The sequence below is a fragment of the Microvirga soli genome (genome assembly GCF_016734765.1).
GTDB classification, from domain to species: domain Bacteria; phylum Pseudomonadota; class Alphaproteobacteria; order Rhizobiales; family Beijerinckiaceae; genus Microvirga; species Microvirga soli.
The window spans coordinates 173,105-191,783 of record NZ_JAERQE010000001.1; the positions used below are offsets into that span (position 1 = coordinate 173,105).

Sequence of the window (18,679 nt, forward strand, 5' to 3'; positions counted from 1 at the left end):
CCCGCTCCGCTCAAGGCGTCGGGCGAAATTCGTTCAAGCTTTTTGAGAAGGAGCCCTCACGGTCGTTGAACCGCGAGGGCCGGGCGCATCCGCGCGTCACTTCTCCGTTTCGACGAGACCCTTCACGAAGAGCCTCTGCATGAAGATCACCACCAGCACCGGCGGCAGCATGGCCAGCACGGCGGTGGTCATCGCGACATTCCACTCGGTCAAGGCATCCGTGGTGGTGATCATCATCTTGATGCCGATGACGATGGTCTGCATCGAGCTCTTGGTGGTGATCAGCAACGGCCAGAGATACTGGTTCCAGCCGTAGATGAACTGGATCACGAACAGCGCCGCGATCGTCGTCATGGAGAGCGGAAGCAGCGTGTCCTTGAAGAAGCGGAACGCGCCCGCGCCGTCGATCTTCGACGCCTCAAGCAGCTCGTCCGGGATCGTCATGAAGAACTGCCGGAACAGCAGCGTACCTGTGGCAGACGCGATGAGCGGCATGACGAGACCCGTATAGGTATCGAGCAGCCCCAGATCCGCGACGATCTTGTAGGTCGGGTAGATGCGCACCTCGACCGGGAGCATCAGCGTGATGAAGATGATCCAGAACGCGGTCTTGCGGAACGGGAACTTGAAATACACCACCGCGAAGGCCGAGAGGATCGAGATCAGGATCTTTCCGATCGCGATCCCGAGCGCCATGATCATCGAGTTGAGCATCATGCCGCCGACGGGCTGGCGAGCATGCATGCCACCGTAGAGCAGCGTTCGGGTGTAGTTCTCACCCGCCTGGTCACCGGGCACCAGCGGCATGTTGCCGTTGATGATGGTGGCCGTGTCGAAGGTGGACGCCATGACGGCCAGATAGACGGGAAAGGCCACGATGACGACGCCAAGCGCGAGCGTCAGGTAGGCCATGAATTGGGCGAAGGGACGATTCTCGACCATCAGTACTGCACCTTGCGCTCGACATAACGGAACTGGATGGCCGTGAGCGCGATCACGATGATCATCAGGATCACCGACTGAGCGGCCGAGCCGCCGAGATCGCCGCCGAGACGGCCGTCCGCATAAACCTTGTAGACAAGGGTCGTGGTCTGCCCGGCAGGGCCGCCGCCCGTCACGGCATCGATGATGCCGAAGGTGTCGAAGAACACATAGACGATGTTGACCACGAGCAGGAAGAACGTGGTGGGCGACAGAAGCGGGAAGATCACGGTCCAGAAGCGGCGCAGGGGGCCGGCGCCATCGATGGCGGCCGCCTCGATCACGCTCTTCGGGATCGCCTGCAGGCCCGCCAGGAAGAACAGGAAGTTGTAGCTGATCTGCTTCCAGGTGGCCGAGAGAACCAGGAGCGTCATGGCATGATTGGCATTCAGCATCGGGTTCCAGTCGATGCCGATCGCCTTGATCGGCTTCGAGAGTGTGCCGAGCGTCGGATGGAACATGAAGAGCCACAGCACGCCCGCGATGGCGGGAGCCACCGCATAGGGCCAAATCAGAAAAGTCTTGAAGGCTTGCCCGCCGCGAATGTTCTTGTCGGCCTGGGTGGCCAGCAGCAGCGCGCAGGCAAGCGAGAAGAAGGCGACGAGCGACGAGAAGATCGCGGTCGTGACCATCGCCCGGTAATACTCGGGCTGTTCGAACAACGAGACGTAATTCTCGAAGCCGACGAATTCGGATGCGAGGCCGAAGGCGTCTTCCCGCAGGAATGACTGCCAGATGGCCTGGGAGGCCGGCCAGTAGAAGAAGATGACGGTGATCGCCATCTGCGGAAGAATCAGCAGGAGCGGTAGCGTCCAACCTGAAATGTGAGCTCGTTTTTCCATCGCGTTTGCGGCTGTCCGAGGATGGGGCAGATGACGGCGGCAACCGGTCTGCGAGGGTGATCTATAAGATCATCCCGGGAAGCGTCTTCAAGCTTCCCGGGATGAGTTCGTGGCGAGTATCAGGTCAGCTTAGCGAACGGTACGCTCGAACTGACGCAGGATCTGGTTGGAGCGGGTCACGGCCGTGTCGAGAGCGTCCTTGGCGGGCTTCTGACCGGCAAGAGCAGCCTCGATCTCCTCGGAGATCACGTCGCGGATCTGAACCATGTTGCCGAAGCGCAGACCGCGGGAGTTCTCGGTCGGCTCCTTGTTGGTCAGCTCGATCAGCGCCATCTGGAGAGCGGGGTTCTTCTCGTAGAAGCCCGAAGCCTTGGTCTTCTCGTAGGCCGCCTTGGTGATCGGGAGATAGCCCGATTCCTGGTGCAGCTTCGCCTGACGGTCCGTGTCGGACAGGAAGGTGAAGAACTTGGCCACGCCCTTGTACTCGTCGGCCTTCTTGCCGCCCATGACCCACAGGGAAGCGCCACCGATGATGGAGTTCTGCGGAGCGCCCTGGATGTCCGGGTAGTACGGCATCGGGGCATTGGCCCAATCGAACTTCGCGTTGGCCTTCACGTTGCCGTAGAAGCCCGAGGAGGTCAGGAAGATCGCGCATTCGCCGGAGGTGAAGCGGCCCTCAGACTTCGAGTCGCGGCCCGAATAGTCGTAGGTCTTGTCCTTCTGCAGGTCCACGAGGTTCTGCAGGTGCTTCACGTGCGCCGGGGAGTTGAACTTCATCTCCGTGTCGAAGCCGTCGAGGCCGTTGGCCTTGGTGGCCATCGGGATGTTGTGCCAGGCCGAGAACTGCTCGACATTGGCCCAGGACGCCCAGGCGTTCGAGAAGCCGCAGGTGTCGTGACCGGCAGCCTTCAGCTTCTTGCCGGCTTCGAATACCTGAGGCCAGGTCTTCGGGATCTCGGCGACGCCAGCCTTCTTCAGCTCATCCTTGTTGATCCACATGACCATCGAGGAGGAGTTGAACGGCATGGAGAGCATCTCACCCTTGGCCGTGGAATAGTAGCCGGTGATGGCCGGGAGGTAGGCATTCGGGTCGAACTTCTCGCCCGCTTCCTTCATCATCTCCTGGACCGGCTTGATCGCGCCGCGGGCGCCCATCATGGTCGCCGTTCCGACTTCGAAAACCTGCAGGATGTGGGGAGCGTTGCCCGCGCGGAACGCGGCAATGCCGGCGTTCAGGGTGTCGGCGTACTGGCCCTTGTAGCTGACGACGACCTTGTAGTCCTTCTGGGAAGCGTTGAACTCTTCAGCCAGCTTGTTCACGACGTCGTTGTTGGCGCCCGTCATGGCGTGCCACCACTGGATCTCCGTCTGGGCGAAGGCGGAGGTGCTCGTCGCAAGGCCGAGGGCCAGGGCGCCGAGGAGCGACTTCTTCATCATTCTAATCTCTCCCGTATCATCCCGTCTGGGACGTTCTTGTCGTTCACCATCCTGGCGTTAAGCCCGGATGACGGTTCTGTGACGAAACCATGACAATCATAGCCGGCTTCAAAATGGAAGCCCTTTCATACAAAAGGCTTAATGGCCGATCTTGGGAACAGGCCGAAGCACCTCTTCGTTGAGGGAGTAACTCAACGGAAGAACCCCATGTCCCAGATGATCACAGCTCTGTTCAGGGATCCTGCCCAGGCCCGCCAGGCTCTCCAGTCCCTGCTCGAGATGGGAATCGCCCAGCACAGAATCGTCGCCGTCGGCAACGAGGATGCCCGCGAGATCTCCTCGATCTCGGGCTTCCGGACGCTCTCCGCCCGGGACGATTCCGTGGAGGCTCTGCACGACCTGAACCTGCCGGACGCCGACAAGCGGCTCTTCGAGCAGGGCCTGCACCGGGGCCATACCCTGATCGCCGCCCGGGTCGACCGGGATAATGCCGAGGAGGCGGTGCGGGTGCTGGAGATGTTCGACCCTGTCGATCTCGACGGCAGCAGCCGGGAATGGCTCTCCTCGCATGGCTCCGATCAGGCCGGGGCCGATGTGGGTGCGCCGCTCGGCGCCGGGATCACCGGGGGTGCCAGCGGCGGCATGACCACCACAAGCACCCTGCCCGGCATGGGCCTGATGGCGGAAGGCGCGGACGATCTCGGCACCACGGATCTGAGGACGGACGAGTTCACTCAAAACAACCAGGGTTCCAGCTCGACAATCGGCACCGGGGCCCGCCGCAGCGACGAACGGGCCGACCGGGAAGGTGTGAACGAGCTTGCCGTCGACACCCATCCCTCCGCCGACCAGCCCGGCCTGATGCAGCGCCACATGAACCGCGGCGGCCGGATCTGGGCTTACAGCACCTCTGACGAGACAGGGCTCTAGATCACATTCCGCTCCAGCAGAGGCCGGTTGGCTAGCACGCGCTCATAGCCGAGCTCCGACAGGTCGAGGGTGCGGAAGCCGCGATGGACGATCAACTCGGCAAGCCCGCGGCCGACGGCCGGGGCCTGCTGCAGGCCATGGCCCGAGAAGCCGTTGCAGAGATAGAAGTTCTTGAGCTCGCCCGCCTGGCCGATGATGGCGTTGTGGTCGAGCAGGCACATGTCGTAAGGGCCTGACCAGGCGCGGCCCGGCCTGATCGCCTCGAAGGCCGGCACGCGGTGGGCGAGCGACGGCCAGATGAACTCCTCGAAGAAGGAATGGTCGATCTCTTGGGATCCCGGATCCTCGTCGGACCAATCCTGATCCATGTCGGCCTCCGGCGAGGCGCCGCAGATGAAGTGCCCCTCGCCTTCCGGGCGCACATAGGCACCGGACGTGTCGATGAGCAACGGGCAGTTCTCCACCGGCTCCTTGCAGGCGAAGGTGAACACGAAGCGGCGCTTGGCCTGCACTGGAATGTCGAGGCCCACCATGGCGGCAATCGCCCGCCCGCCGGATCCGGCGCAGTTCACCAGCGTGCCGCAGGCGATCCGCGTTCCGTCCTTCAGACGCACCGCCGTGACGGCGCCACCGTCCCGTTCGATCTCGGCCACCTCACCCTTCACGTATTCCGCGCCGAGCGAGCGCGCCTTCTTGCGGAAGGCCTGGAGCAGGCCCCAGCCGTCGAACCAGCCCTCGCCCGTGCGCCCCCAGGTGCCGGCCGCGAGATCCTCGACATTGAGCCAGGGGAAGCGGCTTTTCAGCTCATCGGGCTGCAGGAAAAGGATGTCGGCGCCTTCTGCTGCCTGCAGCGCCTGGTTCTCGCGCAGAACCTGCTCGCCCGCGTCCGACGCGCAATAGAGATAGCCGCCCTCCCGCAGGCCGATCTCCGGCCGGTCGCCATCGACCGCCAGGTGATCGCCGATGCTGCGCAGGAACTGGATGCCGTGAAGCGAAATGCGGATGTTCACCGCGCTGGAATATTGCTGCCGGATTGAGGCCGCTGAGAGCGCCGAGGCCGAGAGCTGATAGGTCGGGTCCTTCTCGACGACGATGACGCGCCCCTTGAAGCCGGAATCCGCGAGCAGGTGATAGGCCGCGGACGAGCCCATGACGGCGCCGCCGACGATCACGACATCGGCTGAGAGGGAGGTGGCTGGGGTCATCGTTCGAACTTCGTTGAGAGGATGATGGAGGACTGGGTGCGCTCCACGCCTTCGACCGCACCGATCCTGTCGATGGCGGCGTCGAGGGAGGGAACATCCTGAGCCTCTACCACCGCCAGGAGATCGAAAACACCCGCGACCGAATGAAGCGCGCGCAATTCAGGCATGCGCTGAAGCGCGGTGACCACGCCTCCCGAGGCCTTGGGCGCCACCACGATGGTCACATGCGCCCGCACCATGCGGCTGGTGACCTCCTCGGCCAGCCGCAGGGTATAGCCGACGATCACGCCGCGACGCTCCAGGCTCTCGACCCGCGCCTGCACGGTCGTGCGCGAGAGATTGAGGCGCCGCGCCGCCTCCGCGTGGCCGATGCGGGCATTCTCCCGCAGGAGGGCAATCAAGGCGCGATCCGTGGCGTCCAGCATCACTATGACCATTTATAACGGCGTTTCGCCGAAAGCTACTCGGCTTTCCGTCAGCCTGTCTATGGCGCTTTGCAGCGATCTGCCTTCTTTTCAACCGATCACAGGGAGGTTTGAATGCACTCGATTCTCGTCATCGGCGCCGGCAAGATCGGCTCCACCATTGTCGACATGCTGCATGACAGCGGCGATTACCGCGTCACCGTCGCGGATGCCTCGTCTGAGGCCCTGGAAGCTGTCGCCAAGGATGGTGTCGAGACGATCCAGCTCGACTTCAGCGACGCGGTCGCCCTGCAGAACGCCCTCAAGGGCCATTATGCCGTGCTCAGCGCAGCGCCCTACCACCTGACGAGCCACGTGGCCAAGGCAGCGCGCTTGGCCGACGTGAACTATTTCGACCTCACCGAGGACGTGGCCACCACCCGCATGGTGAAGGAGTTGGCCGAGGGCGCCTCGACCGCCTTCATTCCGCAATGCGGCCTCGCTCCCGGCTTCATCTCGATCGTGGCCCACGACATCGCCAGCCGCTTCGACAAGCTCGACACGGTGCGCCTGCGCGTCGGCGCGCTGCCGCAATATCCGTCGAACGCCCTGTCCTACAACCTCACCTGGAGCACGGACGGCGTCATCAACGAGTATATCGAGCGCTGCGAGGCCGTGGTCGACGGCCGCCTGCGCGAGGTTCCGGCCATGGAGGAGCTCGAGGAGTTCTCCCTCGACGGCACGCGCTACGAGGCCTTCAACACCTCCGGCGGCCTCGGCACCCTGTGCGAGACGCTCGAAGGCAAGGTGCGCAACCTGAACTACAAGACCATCCGCTATCCGGGCCATTGCGGCTTGATGCGGGTGCTGCTCAACGACCTTGGCTTACGCAACCGCCGCGAGGTTCTCAAGGACATCCTGGAGAACGCCGTGCCGGCCACCATGCAGGACATGGTCATCGTGTTCGTGACCGTGACCGGCGAGCGCGGCGGCCGCTACGTGCAGGAAACATACGCCCGCAGCATCTACGGCCAGAAGGTCGCCGACACCCAGCGCACCGCCATTCAGGTGACGACGGCTGCCGGCATCTGCGCCATGCTCGACCTGCTGGTCGAGGGCAAGCTGCCGAAACAGGGTTTCGTCCGTCAGGAGGAGATCGACCTCGACAGCTTTCTGGCCAACCGCTTCGGCCGCGTCTATGCGGGCGAGCGCCTGGACGAGAGCCACGAGCCGGCGGTGAAGAACATCCGCCTCGACGCCGTGGCATGATGATCAGGACTGGCTCCCGCCGCCTTTCAGGCGTGAGCCGTCGAGCTTATTGACCAAACCGCATGACCCTATTCGGGAAAAGCAGTTCCCTGCTTGTCCCGAAATGCTTTAAGACGGTGGCCTGACAGCCGCCGTCGTTTCGTTCCAAGGACAAGCGCCGGCCAGGGCTTCATGACAAGCCCTAAGCCCGCATCGAGGGAGATGACCATGACCGCGAGCCTGAAACCCGTATCCTCCGCGCCTGCCTCCGTGGCGGACGAGGCCCGCGCCATTCTCGCGCGCCTCGGCGTGCCGGACAGCGCCTTTGCCGATGGCGGCCGCCCGGCCCGCTCCCCGATCACCGGCGAAGTGATCGCCCATGTGCGCGAGACCACGCCGGATGAGGCGAAGGCCGCCATCGGCCGGGCCGACGCCGCCTTCAAGGCCTGGCGCAAGATCCCGGCGCCCCGGCGTGGCGAGTTCATCCGCCTCCTCGGTGAAGAACTGCGCGCGTCGAAGGACGACCTCGGCCGACTCGTGACCCTGGAAGCCGGCAAGATCGTCTCCGAGGGCCTCGGCGAGGTGCAGGAGATGATCGACATCTGCGATTTCGCCGTCGGCCTCTCGCGCCAGCTCTACGGGCTGACCATCGCGACCGAGCGCGCCGATCACCGCATGATGGAGACCTGGCATCCGCTCGGCGTCTGCGGCGTGATCTCCGCCTTCAACTTCCCCGTGGCCGTGTGGTCCTGGAACGCCGCGCTCGCGCTGGTGTGCGGCGACAGCGTGGTGTGGAAGCCGTCCGAGAAGACCCTGCTCACGGCGCTCGCCACGCATGCCATCGTGGAGCGCGCGGCCAAGCGCTTCGGCGGCGTGCCGGAGGGCCTGTGCGAGGTGCTGCTCGGCGGCCGTGAGGTCGGCGAGATCCTCGTGGAAGATCACCGCGTGCCGATTCTCTCCGCCACCGGTTCCACCGCCATGGGCCGTCAGGTCGGACCGAAGCTCGCCGAGCGCTTCGCTCGCGCGATCCTCGAGCTCGGCGGCAACAACGCCGCGATCGTCGCTCCCTCCGCCGATCTCGATCTCGCTCTGCGCGGTATCGCATTTGCCGCCATGGGCACGGCCGGCCAGCGCTGCACCACCTTGCGCCGCCTCTTCGTGCATGACAGCGTCTATGACAGCCTCGTGCCGCGTCTCGCCAAGGTCTATGGCAGCGTGAAGATCGGCGATCCGCGTGCCGAAGGTACGCTTGTCGGCCCGCTGATCGACCAGGCTGCTTTCGACGGCATGGAGCGCGCGCTCGATGAAGCCCGCGCGGCCGGCGGCAAGGTGCATGGCGGCGGACGCTACACGGATGTGGCGGGCGATGGCATCTATGCCCGTCCCGCGCTTGTCGAGATGCCTGGCCAGACCGGCCCGGTGACCCGCGAGACCTTTGCGCCGATCCTTTACGTGATGCGCTATTCGAGCTTCGACGAGGTGATTGCGCTCCACAACGCAGTCGGCGCCGGCCTCTCCTCCTCGATCTTCACGCTCAACATGCGCGAGGCCGAGGCCTTCATCTCGGCCACGGGCTCCGATTGCGGCATCGCCAACGTCAACATCGGCCCCTCGGGCGCCGAGATCGGCGGAGCCTTCGGCGGCGAGAAGGAGACGGGCGGCGGCCGTGAATCCGGCTCGGATTCCTGGAAGGCCTACATGCGCCGCGCCACCAACACGGTCAATTACGGCAACACGCTTCCCCTCGCCCAGGGCGTGAAGTTCGACGTGGACGCCTGATCCATCTGAAACGACATGCGGAGGGCAGAGATGCCCTCCGTTTTTCTATGTAGACCCACTCTTACATCGCGAGCCCACAATGACAGCGCCCTCCCGCACCGGCGGCCAGATTCTTGTCGATCAACTGACCCTGCACGGAGTCGATCACATCTTCTGCGTCCCGGGCGAGAGTTATCTGGCCGCGTTGGATGCGCTGCACGACGCGAACATCGCCATCACGGTCTGCCGCCAGGAAGGCGGCGCGGCCATGATGGCGGAGGCCTACGGCAAGCTCACGGGCCGCCCCGGCATCTGCTTCGTCACCCGCGGCCCCGGCGCGACCAATGCCTCGCCGGGCATTCACATCGCCAAGCAGGATTCGACGCCGATGATCCTGTTCGTCGGCCAGATCGAGCGCGGCATGCGTGAGCGCGAAGCGTTCCAGGAGCTCGACTACCGCGCCGCCTTCGGCCCGCTCGCCAAATGGGCCACGGAAGTGGACGATCCGGCGCGCTTCCCCGAAATCGTCTCGCGCGCCTTCCACGTGGCGACCTCGGGCCGTCCCGGCCCCGTCGTGATCGCGCTACCGGAAGACGTGCTCACCGAGATGGCAGCGGTCGCCGACGCGCCGCGCTATCAGGTGATCGAGACCCATCCCGGTCCCGCTCAGATGGCCGAGATGCAGAAGCTTCTCCACGGCGCGAAGAAGCCGGTCGCGCTGCTCGGCGGCAGCCGCTGGTCGGAGGAGGCCGTGCAGGGCTTCGTGCGCTTTGCCGAGCGCTTCGAGCTGCCGGTCGCCTGCACGTTCCGCCGCCAGATGCTGTTTCCCGCCGATCACGCGTCCTATATCGGCGATCTCGGCCTCGGGGTGAATCCGAAGCTGCTCGCGCGCATCAAGGACGCCGATCTCGTCCTGCTCGTGGGCGGGCGCCTCTCCGAAATTCCGAGCCAGGCGTACACGCTCCTCGAGATTCCGGCGCCGAAGCAGACCCTGGTGCACATCCATCCCGATTCGAGCGAGCTCGGACGGGTTTATGCGCCGCATCTCGCCATCAACGCATCGCCTAATGCCTTTACGACAGCGCTGGAGGGCGTGCACCCGCCGGCCTCGCTGCCCTGGAGCGAGGGCACGAAGGCGGCGCATGAAAGCTATCTGGCCTGGAGCGACCCAAGCGAAATCAAGCATCCCGGTGCCCTGCAGATGGGCCAGGTGATGCGGCATCTGCGCGAGGTGATGCCCACCGATACGATCTACTGCAACGGGGCCGGCAACTTCGCCACCTGGGTGCACCGCTTCTGGCCGTTCCGCCAATATGGCACGCAGCTCGCCCCCACCTCCGGCTCCATGGGCTATGGCGTGCCCGCGGCGGTCAGTGCCAAGCGCCTGCGGCCCGACAGCCCCGTGGTGGTGTTCGCCGGCGACGGCGACTTCCTCATGAACGGGCAGGAATTCGCCACTGCCGTGCAATATGACCTGCCGATCCTGGTGATCCTGCTCGACAACGGCATGTACGGCACGATCCGCATGCACCAGGAGCGCGAGTATCCCGGCCGCGTCTCGGCCACCATGCTGCAGAACCCCGACTTCGCCGCCTACGCCCGTGCCTTCGGCGGCTACGGCGAGCGCGTCGAGATGACGGAGGATTTCGCCCCCGCCCTCCAGCGCGCGCTCACCTCCAGCAAGCCCGCGATCCTGCACTGCATCCTCGACCCGGAGGCGATCACGCCGTCGATGTCGCTCTCGGCGATCCGCGAGAAGGCGCTGGCGGAGAAGAAGTAAGACCGCGCTACCACGCACGTCATCCCGGACGGCGAAGCCGATCCGGGATTGCGGGCAGGATATGGCGCCATTATCGTCCAACGATCCCGGATCTTCGCTGCGCTTCGTCCGGGATGACTCAGCTTGAGCGATTGACGATCCTATACGGCGGCGCTTATAACGCCGCCGTTTCCTTTTGGAGCTTTTATGCGCGGAGAGACCGAGACCCGGTAAGGCCCGCCGACAAACAGGCGGGCAGCGGCTGACCCTTCAGCCGAACGCGCACGTGCGCGCACTCTCCGACACCACATAAAGCTTCAGGTTATTCCCGTGAACGTTTCACGCAATGGGCAGCGCGTGCTCCACGTGCTCGCGCAAGGCGGCGTCATCCGTCACTACAAGGATGATAACGGCCGTATTCTCGAAATCGAATGTCTCACCCGCGAAGGGTGGCTCCTGTCACTCTGCACGCTCGATCTGTTCAAGGCGTTGCGCCAGAAAGGGCTGATCGCATCAATGAGCGGCGGCCCCTACCGCATCACGCGGCAGGGATTGCAGGCGGTGAGAAGCCGGCCCGACAACCGTTGAGCCGGCTTTGATAAGCCAAAGCAGGAGGCGGTGTCAGGCCGCCTCCTTCTCCTCCAGCCGCTGCGCCACGAGCGTGCGTAGGCTGCGCAGATCCTTCACGAAGGAACGGATGCCCTCGGAGAGCTTTTCGGACGCCATGGCGTCCTCGTTCATGGCAAAGCGGAAGCTCTTTTCGTCCGTGCGCGGCAGCGGGGCGATTTTTTCGACGTTGTCGGCCGAGAGCTTGCGCGGCAGCTCGCCCTGCAAGCTGGCCAGCTCGTCGAGGAGCGCGGGCGAGATGGTCAGACGATCGCAGCCCGCGAGCGCTTCGATTTCGCCGATGTTGCGGAAGGAGGCGCCCATCACCACGGTCTTGATCCCTTGCGCCTTGTACGAGGCATAGATCTTGCGCACGGAGAGCACGCCCGGATCGGTCTCGCCCGTATAGGGGCCGCCGCCCGCCTTCACGTGCCAGTCGAGGATGCGGCCGACGAAAGGCGAGATCAGGAACACGCCGGCTTCCGCGCAGGCCTGGGCCTGCATCTGGCTGAAGAGAAGCGTGAGGTTGCAGTCGATGCCTTCCTTCTGGAGCACTTCCGCCGCGCGGATGCCCTCCCAGGTGGCGGCGATCTTGATGAGAATCCGCTCGCGCCCGATGCCGCGCTCCTCGTAAGCCTTGATGATCGCCCGCGCCTTGGCGAGGGTCGCGTCCGTGTCGAAGGAGAGATCCGCATCGACCTCGGTGGACACCCGGCCCGGCACGATGCCGGCGAGCTCTGCCCCGAAAGCCACGGCGAGACGGTCGCAGATCGCCGCAATCACGCCCTCGCGGGAGTTCCCTTGGGCGCGGCCCCAGGCCAAGGCCTCGTCGACGATGTGGCCATAGGCCGGGGTCTCGACCGCCTTCAGGAGCAGGGTCGGGTTGGTGGTGCAGTCCTGAGGCTTCAGGCGGCGCACCGCATCGAGGTCGCCCGTATCGGCGACGACGACCGTCATGGCGCGCAATTGGTCGAGCTTGGAGGACATCGGGATCTCCGTGGGTTTCGTTTGGATTTGACTTAGTCCCTCAAGGCGCTCGCGTGAAGAGCAAAGCATCACACGAACAGCCCCCGGTTGGCCCTCACGCGGCTGAGGATGAAGGAATAGACCTCCTCCACGCGCCGGAGGTTCCGGACATCCGCATGGGTGACGAGCCAGTAGGTGCGAAGATATGACACCTCCGGCAGCACTACCTCGAGCTCCGGGAATTGCCGCACCGCGTAATCGTGCAGGATGCCGATGCCGATTCCGGCCCGCACGGCCTCGGCCTGCGCCACCACGCTGGCGCATTCGAAGCGGCGGGAGGTGTGCTTCTCGATCCCTGAGAAATAGTCGAGCACCGGGCTGTAGAGCAGGTCCGCCACGTAGGTCACCAGGGTCTTGCCCGAAAGGTCGGCGAGATCCGCAATCGGCCCGTGTCGCTTCAGATATTCCTTCGAGGCATAGAGCCGGAGCCGGTAATCCGTGAGCTTGCGCGATACGAGACGCCCTTCTGTGGGCTGCTCCAGGGTGACGGCGATGTCGGCCTCGCGCTTGGAGAGCGAGAAGGTGCGGGGCAACGCCACGAGCTGCAGGGTGAGGCCTGGGTGCCGCTCGGCCAGCGCCCCGAGTTCGGGCGCGAGAAAATAGGTGCCGATTCCATCCGGCGCGCCGATGCGCACGGTGCCGGAGAGGGCAAGATCCGCGCCTCCCAGTTCGCTCGCGACGGACAGGGCCTGCGTCTCCATGGCTTCCGCATGCCCGAGCAACCGCTCGCCGGGCTCGGTGAGGGTGTAGCCTTGGGGGCTGCGCTCGAACAGCTTGGCCTTCAGCGACGCTTCGAGCGCCGAGATGCGGCGCGACACGGTGGTGTGGTCCGCCTCCAGCTGCCGGGCGGCGGCCGTCAGCCGCCCGGCGCGGGCGACGGCCAGGAAGAAGCGGAGATCGTCCCAATCGAATGCGCTCATGGCTCCACTTCATATTGGTGTTTCTGCACAACCGTGCCTCAGTTTCACCCATAGTCGTGCGAATTCAACAATGATAGAAGAAGGGCACGAAAAATATCCATCAGGAGAGAGACGCCATGCGCGAGGTCGGACATTTCGTCGGCGGCAAGCAGGTTGCCGGTAAATCGGGACGCACCACCGAATTCTTCCAGCCCATGACCGGCGAGGTTTTGGGCCGGGTCGCGCTGGCGTCCAAGGACGAGCTGCGCCAGGCGGTGGAGAACGCCAAGGCCGCTCAGCCGGCCTGGGCCGCCACCAACCCGCAGCGCCGCGCCCGCGTGATGATGAAGTTCCTGGAGCTCATCGCCAAGGAGATGGATCCGCTGGCCGAGATGCTCGCCCGCGAGCACGGCAAGACCATCGTGGACGCCAAGGGCGACATCCAGCGCGGCGTCGAGGTGGCGGAGTTCTGCACCGGCATTCCGCATCTCCTGAAGGGCGAGTTCACGGAAGGCGCCGGCCCCGGCATCGACATGTATTCGATCCGCCAGCCGCTCGGCGTGGTGGCCGGCATCACCCCGTTCAACTTCCCGGCCATGATCCCGCTGTGGAAGCTCTCGCCGGCGATTGCCTGCGGCAACGCTTTCATCCTGAAGCCCTCCGAGCGCGATCCGGGCGTGCCGATGCGCCTCGCCGAGCTCATGATGGAAGCGGGCCTGCCGGCCGGCATTCTCAACGTAGTGAATGGCGATAAGGAAGTGGTGGACGCGATCCTCGACGATCCGGACATCAAGGCCGTGGGCTTCGTCGGCTCCTCGCCGATCGCGCAATACGTCTATTCCCGCGCCACCGCCAACGGCAAGCGCGCCCAGTGCTTCGGCGGCGCGAAGAACCACATGATCATCATGCCCGACGCCGATCTCGACCAGGCGGCGGACGCGCTCATCGGCGCCGGCTACGGCTCGGCGGGCGAGCGCTGCATGGCGATCTCGGTCGCCGTGCCGGTGGGCCGCGCCACCGCCGACGCGCTCATGGACAAGCTGATCCCGCGCGTCGAGAGCCTGAAGGTCGGCTCCTCCACCGATCCGTCGGCCGATTTCGGCCCGATGATCACCCGGGCGCACATGGAGAAGGTGCGCTCCTACGTGGATATCGGCGTGCAGGAAGGCGCCAAGCTCGTGGTCGACGGCCGCGACTTCAAGATGCAGGGCTACGAGAACGGCTTCTACATGGGCGGCTGCCTCTTCGATGAGGTGACCACCGACATGCGCATCTACAAGGAAGAGATCTTCGGGCCCGTGCTCTCCGTGGTGCGCGCCAAGGATTACGAGGATGCCCTGCGCCTGCCCTCCGATCATGAATACGGCAACGGCGTCGCGATCTACACCCGCGACGGCGACGCCGCCCGCGATTTCGCCTCGCGCGTCAACGTGGGCATGGTGGGCATCAACGTGCCGATCCCGGTGCCGCTCGCCTACTACACCTTCGGCGGCTGGAAAGCCTCCGGCTTCGGCGACCTGAACCAGCACGGCCCCGACGCGGTGCGCTTCTACACCAAGACGAAGACCGTCACGTCCCGCTGGCCTTCCGGCATCAAGGAAGGCGCGGAATTCTCCATTCCGACGATGAAGTAAAGCGGCCCGAAAGCTTTCTCGTAAAAATCCATTGCCGCCGCTCTCAGCCTGAGAGCGGCGGCTTTCATTTGGGCCTTCGTCCGGACGATCCGAGCGTTACCAGCTCATGTCGAACTCATCACCAAACTGTCGCTGCAGGTTGCGGAGGGTCGCGTCCTCGAAGGACTGCGGCCAGGGAATGTCGAGCTTTGCCGCCATCGCCCGTGCCCTCGGCATGAACGCGCGGGCTGTTGCGACATGGGCTTTGATGATTGACCTGCGTTCAGGCTCCGGAAACGGGAGGCTCAGGAGAACCTTCATCTGATCAGCAGAAAGCAGGCGGCTCAGGTGGAGGGCGCCGCCCGGATCGGGAATCCCCGTCTCCTCCACCAGGAGGCTCGACAAATGATCCCGGAGCAGGCCAGCTCCGACCGTTCCCAGGAAATACTCGCCGCGCCCCATCCCGACGCTGAGCAGGCCCAGGACGCGGATGAACTCGTTTATGAGATAAGTGATCCGGCCTATATTAGGGCCCTTGCCGGCGAGGTGCGGCGGTAATGTCTCGTACAAACCGTCCCGGTCGATCAGAACTCGGACAGTGTCTCTCGACCTGTGACTGAGATTGTTGTCTGCAGGAATGGCGAGGTCGCAGCGCACCCAGTCCGCCGTGACGACATTGATCAAGGTGCCGCCAAGTGGCCTCTGATTCCAGAAGACGACAGGGGCGATGCCTTCCAGGGCGTGTCGCCAGATCGACGGGAACTCTGCCTTCTTGCCCTCCTCGACCACGGCCAGGAAGTCGATGTCGCTGTATGCGTCTGCGGTGCCCTTTCCGAAGCTGCCGACAAGAAACAATGCCCGCAACTCCTCGTAGGCTAGGAGAGCGGAGGAAACAGCCTGAATGATTTGATCCTGCAACATCGGCTCCTATCTCCCCTTCTCAACAGGCCAAATGGAACTGAGTTTCAGATGGGGCGGGATCCGGCATGGACAATGTCGCCTGTGAGCGCTTATCCATGGCATCCTCTTTGCGTGGGGACGCTCTAGATCGAAAGTCACGGTTGCCCAAAACCCCTCTGGTATGACGATTGAGGCCATGACCCAGTTTTCCCTCACAGACGATCAAATCGCCGTTCGCGACATGGCGCTGGCCTTCGCGGCGGACAACCTCGCGCCCCATGCCCTCGAATGGGACGAGAAGAAGCATTTTCCCGTGGACGTGATGCGCGAGGCGGCAGCCCTCGGCATGGCGGCGATCTACACCCGCGACGATGTCGGCGGATCGGGCATGACGCGGCTCGACGCGGCGCTGATCTTCGAGGCGCTCGCCACCGGCTGCCCGGCGGTGTCGGCCTATCTGTCGATCCACAACATGGCCGCCTGGATGATCGACCGTTATGGCAACGAGGAGCAGCGGAGCCGCTACATCCCGCGCCTCGCCACCATGGAGCTGATCGCAAGCTATTGCCTCACCGAGCCGGGCTCGGGCTCGGACGCGGCGGCGCTCAAGACCAGAGCCGTGCGCGACGGCGACCACTACATCGTCAACGGCGTCAAGCAGTTCATCTCGGGCGCCGGCACCTCGGACATCTACGTGACTATGGTGCGCACCGGCGAGGAAGGCGCTTCCGGCATCTCGACCCTGGTGATCGAGAAGGACATGCCCGGCGTGTCCTTCGGCGCGCAGGAGAAGAAGATGGGCTGGAACGCGCAGCCCACCGCCGCCGTGATCTTCGAGGACGTGCGCGTGCCCGTGGCCAACCGCCTGTCGGATGAAGGCCAGGGCTTCAAGATCGCCATGTCGGGCCTTGACGGCGGGCGCATCAATATCGGTGCCTGCTCGCTCGGCGGCGCGCAATCCGCCCTCGACAAGGCGCTCGCCTATACGGGCGACCGCAAGGCTTTCGGCAAGCGCATCGCGGATTTCCAGGCGCTGCAGTTCAAGCTCGCCGACATGGCAACCGAACTCGAAGCGGCGCGCACCTTCCTGTGGCGCGCGGCCTCGGCGCTCGACGCCAAGGCACTCGACGCCACCAAGCTCTGCGCCATGGCCAAGCGCATGGCCACCGATGTGGGCTTCCAGGTGGCGAACGATGCCCTGCAGCTCCATGGCGGCTACGGCTATCTGGCCGATTACGGCGTGGAGAAGATCGTGCGTGACCTGCGCGTGCACCAGATCCTGGAGGGCACCAACGAGATCATGCGCCTGATCGTGGCGCGCGACCTGGTGGGACGCGGCAATCGATGATGCTGAGATCGCTCGGCCTTGGCTTCGGCCTCACGGCTGCGATCTTCGCGCTGTTTCATTATGCAGGCTCATGGTTCTTTCTCGATGGGCGGCGGCCGTTCCAGCTCAACTTCATGGCGGGAGCCGCACTGGGCCTCGGGCTTGGTTTGATGATTGACCGCATCCTGCGCGTGTCGCGTAAGGCGGCAATCCACGGCATGGCGCTCGTCGCCGTTCCGGGCATGCTGATCATGGCCGCGGTGGGTTCGCATTTCGCCGTATTCTTCCCGCAGCTCGATCCCGCCCTGGATAAGGTCTTCGGGTCGCTGATGCTGTGGTTCTACGGCTTTGCACTCGCGGGAGCGCTCTGGAGAGCACGAGGCCTATGATGCAATCGACCGGATCGCGAGGGTTGCCGAAAAGCGAGCCGAGCACCTGGCTCGTTTGGGCTCTCGGCCTCGTCTTCATCGGCCTGGGGTTTCTCTTTCTCGGCGCACCGGGCATCGGCACCCTTCTGTTCGGGCTGCCGGCGCCCGAATGGACCCATATCGGCTATCTCTTCGCCATCGGCCTGCGCGATCTCGCCTTCGGGCTTTACCTGCTGATCCTGTCCTTCACGGCGAACCGGCGCATCCTGGCGTGGATCTTCGCGGCCACTGTAGTGATCCCTGTCGGGGATGTGCTGATCGTCTTCATCAGCCGGGGCCTCAGCGCACCGGCCCATCTGCTGCTCCATGGAGCGAGCGCCGCCGTCATGGCGGGAGCCTCGCTCTGGCTTTTCAAGCAATCATCACACGACAACACGGGAGGATTCTCATGACCAGCATTGCGTTCATCGGTCTCGGCAACATGGGCGGCCCCATGGCGGCCAATCTCGTCAAGGCCGGGCACACGGTCACCGGCTTCGATCTGTCGCCTGCCTCCTGCGATCAGGCGAAGAATGACGGCGTGACCGTCGCCTCCTCCACGCTCGACGCCGTGCGCGATGCCGAGATCGTGGTCACCATGCTGCCCGCCGGCAAGCACGTGCTCTCGGTCTGGACCGACATTCTGCCGGCCGTGAAGGACGGCACGCTGCTGATCGACTGCTCCACCATCGACGTGGAGAGCGCGCGCAAGGCGCATGAAATGGCGCAGGAGCGCAACCTGACGAGCCTCGATGCGCCGGTCTCCGGCGGCGTCGGCGGCGCGAAGGGTGCAACGCTCACCTTCATGGCGGGCGGCGCGAAGGAGGCTTTCGATCGCGCAGAGCCGATCCTGTCCCAGATGGGCAAGAAGGTCGTGCATTGCGGCGAGGCCGGCGCCGGTCAGGCGGCGAAGATCTGCAACAACATGATCCTCGGCATTTCGATGATCGGCGTGTCGGAAGCCTTCGTGCTGGCGGAGAAGCTCGGGCTGTCGCATCAGGCGCTCTTCGATGTCGCCTCCACCTCGTCGGGCCAGTGCTGGTCGCTCACCACCTATTGCCCGGTGCCGGGCCCGGTGCCGACCTCGCCGGCCAACAACGATTACAAGCCGGGCTTTGCCGCGGCCCTAATGCTGAAGGATCTGAAGCTCGCCCAGGAAGCGGCGGCGGCCTCCGGCGCCGCGACGCCGTTGGGCGCAGAAGCCGCGCAGCTCTACGCGCAGTTCGCCGATGCCGGCCATGACGGCGACGACTTTTCCGGCATCGTCAACTTCATCCGCGAGCAGAAAAAGTAATTGGCATCATCGCATGTCATGGCCGGGCCTGTCCCGGCCATCC

Annotated in this window: 18 protein-coding genes; 10 read left to right on the forward strand and 8 right to left on the reverse strand. The window is 64.6% G+C overall.

Translation table 11 applies throughout. The features are described from left to right. Positions 1-96: 96 nt before the first annotated feature. The 3 genes from ugpE to ugpB all read right to left on the reverse strand — a co-directional run bounded on the left by ugpE (position 97) and on the right by ugpB (position 3,260). A complete protein-coding gene (gene ugpE, locus JKL45_RS00745) occupies positions 97-942 on the reverse strand; it encodes a sn-glycerol-3-phosphate ABC transporter permease UgpE (RefSeq protein ID WP_201859201.1) in 846 nt (281 codons plus the stop codon). Continuing rightward, positions 942-1,823 carry a sn-glycerol-3-phosphate ABC transporter permease UgpA gene (gene ugpA, locus JKL45_RS00750; RefSeq protein ID WP_190846289.1) on the reverse strand — a complete coding sequence of 294 codons (882 nt, stop codon included), beginning with the start codon at positions 1,821-1,823 and terminating at the stop codon, positions 942-944. Before ugpA ends, ugpE begins: the two co-directional genes overlap by 1 nt. Positions 1,824-1,952: 129 nt before the next feature. Continuing rightward, positions 1,953-3,260 (reverse strand): sn-glycerol-3-phosphate ABC transporter substrate-binding protein UgpB, encoded by a 1,308-nt coding sequence (ugpB, locus tag JKL45_RS00755; RefSeq protein WP_376770993.1) that lies wholly within the window; start codon positions 3,258-3,260, stop codon positions 1,953-1,955. A gap of 207 nt (positions 3,261-3,467) precedes the next feature. On the opposite strand from ugpB, the gene JKL45_RS00760 reads away from it, so the two are divergent. Next, entirely contained in the window at positions 3,468-4,190 is a 723-nt protein-coding gene (locus tag JKL45_RS00760; RefSeq protein ID WP_201859202.1) for a hypothetical protein, read from the forward strand. Here JKL45_RS00760 and JKL45_RS00765 read toward each other — a convergent pair. Beyond that, positions 4,187-5,395 (reverse strand): NAD(P)/FAD-dependent oxidoreductase, encoded by a 1,209-nt coding sequence (locus tag JKL45_RS00765; protein ID WP_201859203.1) that lies wholly within the window; start codon positions 5,393-5,395, stop codon positions 4,187-4,189. The genes JKL45_RS00760 and JKL45_RS00765 overlap by 4 nt on opposite strands. After that, complete coding sequence (locus JKL45_RS00770) at positions 5,392-5,820, reverse strand: Lrp/AsnC family transcriptional regulator (protein WP_201859204.1); 429 nt, start codon at positions 5,818-5,820, stop codon at positions 5,392-5,394. Before JKL45_RS00770 ends, JKL45_RS00765 begins: the two co-directional genes overlap by 4 nt. Before the next feature lie 114 nt (positions 5,821-5,934). On the opposite strand from JKL45_RS00770, the gene JKL45_RS00775 reads away from it, so the two are divergent. The 4 genes from JKL45_RS00775 to JKL45_RS00790 all read left to right on the forward strand — a co-directional run bounded on the left by JKL45_RS00775 (position 5,935) and on the right by JKL45_RS00790 (position 11,152). Then, on the forward strand, positions 5,935-7,068 hold the full coding sequence (locus JKL45_RS00775; protein WP_201859205.1) for a saccharopine dehydrogenase family protein: 1,134 nt from the start codon (positions 5,935-5,937) through the stop codon (positions 7,066-7,068). Positions 7,069-7,275: 207 nt separating this feature from the next. Then, positions 7,276-8,826 (forward strand): L-piperidine-6-carboxylate dehydrogenase, encoded by a 1,551-nt coding sequence (gene amaB / locus JKL45_RS00780; protein WP_201859206.1) that lies wholly within the window; start codon positions 7,276-7,278, stop codon positions 8,824-8,826. A gap of 79 nt (positions 8,827-8,905) precedes the next feature. Next, positions 8,906-10,585, forward strand: a complete 1,680-nt coding sequence (locus JKL45_RS00785) for a thiamine pyrophosphate-binding protein (RefSeq protein ID WP_201859207.1) — start codon at positions 8,906-8,908, stop codon at positions 10,583-10,585. A gap of 309 nt (positions 10,586-10,894) precedes the next feature. After that, positions 10,895-11,152, forward strand: a complete 258-nt coding sequence (locus JKL45_RS00790; protein ID WP_201859208.1) for a YjhX family toxin — start codon at positions 10,895-10,897, stop codon at positions 11,150-11,152. A 33-nt stretch (positions 11,153-11,185) separates the two neighbouring features. Here the strand turns inward: JKL45_RS00790 and tal are convergent, their stop codons facing one another. Together tal and JKL45_RS00800 are read right to left on the reverse strand one after the other, a co-directional pair. Next, positions 11,186-12,157, reverse strand: coding sequence for a transaldolase (gene tal, locus JKL45_RS00795; protein WP_201859209.1), 972 nt, complete (start codon positions 12,155-12,157; stop codon positions 11,186-11,188). Positions 12,158-12,225: 68 nt separating this feature from the next. Then, positions 12,226-13,116 (reverse strand): LysR family transcriptional regulator, encoded by an 891-nt coding sequence (locus JKL45_RS00800; RefSeq protein ID WP_201859210.1) that lies wholly within the window; start codon positions 13,114-13,116, stop codon positions 12,226-12,228. 116 nt (positions 13,117-13,232) lie between these two features. Between JKL45_RS00800 and JKL45_RS00805 the strand changes: the two genes are divergently transcribed. Further along, complete coding sequence (locus JKL45_RS00805; RefSeq protein ID WP_201859211.1) at positions 13,233-14,729, forward strand: CoA-acylating methylmalonate-semialdehyde dehydrogenase; 1,497 nt, start codon at positions 13,233-13,235, stop codon at positions 14,727-14,729. 96 nt (positions 14,730-14,825) lie between these two features. Here the strand turns inward: JKL45_RS00805 and JKL45_RS00810 are convergent, their stop codons facing one another. Then, positions 14,826-15,629: a nucleotidyltransferase domain-containing protein gene (locus JKL45_RS00810; RefSeq protein ID WP_201859212.1), complete on the reverse strand. Its 804-nt coding sequence runs from the start codon at positions 15,627-15,629 to the stop codon at positions 14,826-14,828. A 175-nt stretch (positions 15,630-15,804) separates the two neighbouring features. Between JKL45_RS00810 and JKL45_RS00815 the strand changes: the two genes are divergently transcribed. From JKL45_RS00815 to mmsB, 4 genes are read left to right on the forward strand one after another with little or no spacing between them, the layout of a single operon-like run. Beyond that, a complete protein-coding gene (locus JKL45_RS00815; RefSeq protein WP_201859213.1) occupies positions 15,805-16,956 on the forward strand; it encodes an isobutyryl-CoA dehydrogenase in 1,152 nt (383 codons plus the stop codon). Then, complete coding sequence (locus JKL45_RS00820; protein ID WP_201859214.1) at positions 16,953-17,324, forward strand: DUF5367 family protein; 372 nt, start codon at positions 16,953-16,955, stop codon at positions 17,322-17,324. Before JKL45_RS00815 ends, JKL45_RS00820 begins: the two co-directional genes overlap by 4 nt. Further along, on the forward strand, positions 17,321-17,755 hold the full coding sequence (locus JKL45_RS00825) for a DUF4267 domain-containing protein (RefSeq protein ID WP_201859215.1): 435 nt from the start codon (positions 17,321-17,323) through the stop codon (positions 17,753-17,755). Before JKL45_RS00820 ends, JKL45_RS00825 begins: the two co-directional genes overlap by 4 nt. Next, the gene (gene mmsB, locus JKL45_RS00830; RefSeq protein ID WP_201859216.1) at positions 17,752-18,636 is read left to right on the forward strand and encodes a 3-hydroxyisobutyrate dehydrogenase; all 885 of its coding nucleotides are present in this window, start codon (positions 17,752-17,754) and stop codon (positions 18,634-18,636) included. Before JKL45_RS00825 ends, mmsB begins: the two co-directional genes overlap by 4 nt. Positions 18,637-18,679 lie beyond the last annotated feature (43 nt).

What these genes read in the sequence shown, in the direction of transcription:
- amaB (WP_201859206.1), top strand. Translation starts at nt 7,276, where the DNA reads ATGACCGCGAGCCTGAAACCCGTATCCTCCGCGCCTGCCTCCGTGGCG.
- JKL45_RS00820 (WP_201859214.1), top strand. Translation starts at nt 16,953, where the DNA reads ATGATGCTGAGATCGCTCGGCCTTGGCTTCGGCCTCACGGCTGCGATC.
- JKL45_RS00800 (WP_201859210.1), bottom strand. Translation starts at nt 13,116, where the DNA reads ATGAGCGCATTCGATTGGGACGATCTCCGCTTCTTCCTGGCCGTCGCC.
- JKL45_RS00775 (WP_201859205.1), top strand. Translation starts at nt 5,935, where the DNA reads ATGCACTCGATTCTCGTCATCGGCGCCGGCAAGATCGGCTCCACCATT.
- JKL45_RS00765 (WP_201859203.1), bottom strand. Translation starts at nt 5,395, where the DNA reads ATGACCCCAGCCACCTCCCTCTCAGCCGATGTCGTGATCGTCGGCGGC.
- mmsB (WP_201859216.1), top strand. Translation starts at nt 17,752, where the DNA reads ATGACCAGCATTGCGTTCATCGGTCTCGGCAACATGGGCGGCCCCATG.
- JKL45_RS00825 (WP_201859215.1), top strand. Translation starts at nt 17,321, where the DNA reads ATGATGCAATCGACCGGATCGCGAGGGTTGCCGAAAAGCGAGCCGAGC.
- JKL45_RS00805 (WP_201859211.1), top strand. Translation starts at nt 13,233, where the DNA reads ATGCGCGAGGTCGGACATTTCGTCGGCGGCAAGCAGGTTGCCGGTAAA.
- JKL45_RS00760 (WP_201859202.1), top strand. Translation starts at nt 3,468, where the DNA reads ATGTCCCAGATGATCACAGCTCTGTTCAGGGATCCTGCCCAGGCCCGC.
- JKL45_RS00770 (WP_201859204.1), bottom strand. Translation starts at nt 5,820, where the DNA reads ATGCTGGACGCCACGGATCGCGCCTTGATTGCCCTCCTGCGGGAGAAT.
- JKL45_RS00815 (WP_201859213.1), top strand. Translation starts at nt 15,805, where the DNA reads ATGACCCAGTTTTCCCTCACAGACGATCAAATCGCCGTTCGCGACATG.
- ugpA (WP_190846289.1), bottom strand. Translation starts at nt 1,823, where the DNA reads ATGGAAAAACGAGCTCACATTTCAGGTTGGACGCTACCGCTCCTGCTG.
- JKL45_RS00810 (WP_201859212.1), bottom strand. Translation starts at nt 15,629, where the DNA reads ATGTTGCAGGATCAAATCATTCAGGCTGTTTCCTCCGCTCTCCTAGCC.
- ugpB (WP_376770993.1), bottom strand. Translation starts at nt 3,260, where the DNA reads ATGATGAAGAAGTCGCTCCTCGGCGCCCTGGCCCTCGGCCTTGCGACG.
- JKL45_RS00785 (WP_201859207.1), top strand. Translation starts at nt 8,906, where the DNA reads ATGACAGCGCCCTCCCGCACCGGCGGCCAGATTCTTGTCGATCAACTG.
- ugpE (WP_201859201.1), bottom strand. Translation starts at nt 942, where the DNA reads ATGGTCGAGAATCGTCCCTTCGCCCAATTCATGGCCTACCTGACGCTC.
- tal (WP_201859209.1), bottom strand. Translation starts at nt 12,157, where the DNA reads ATGTCCTCCAAGCTCGACCAATTGCGCGCCATGACGGTCGTCGTCGCC.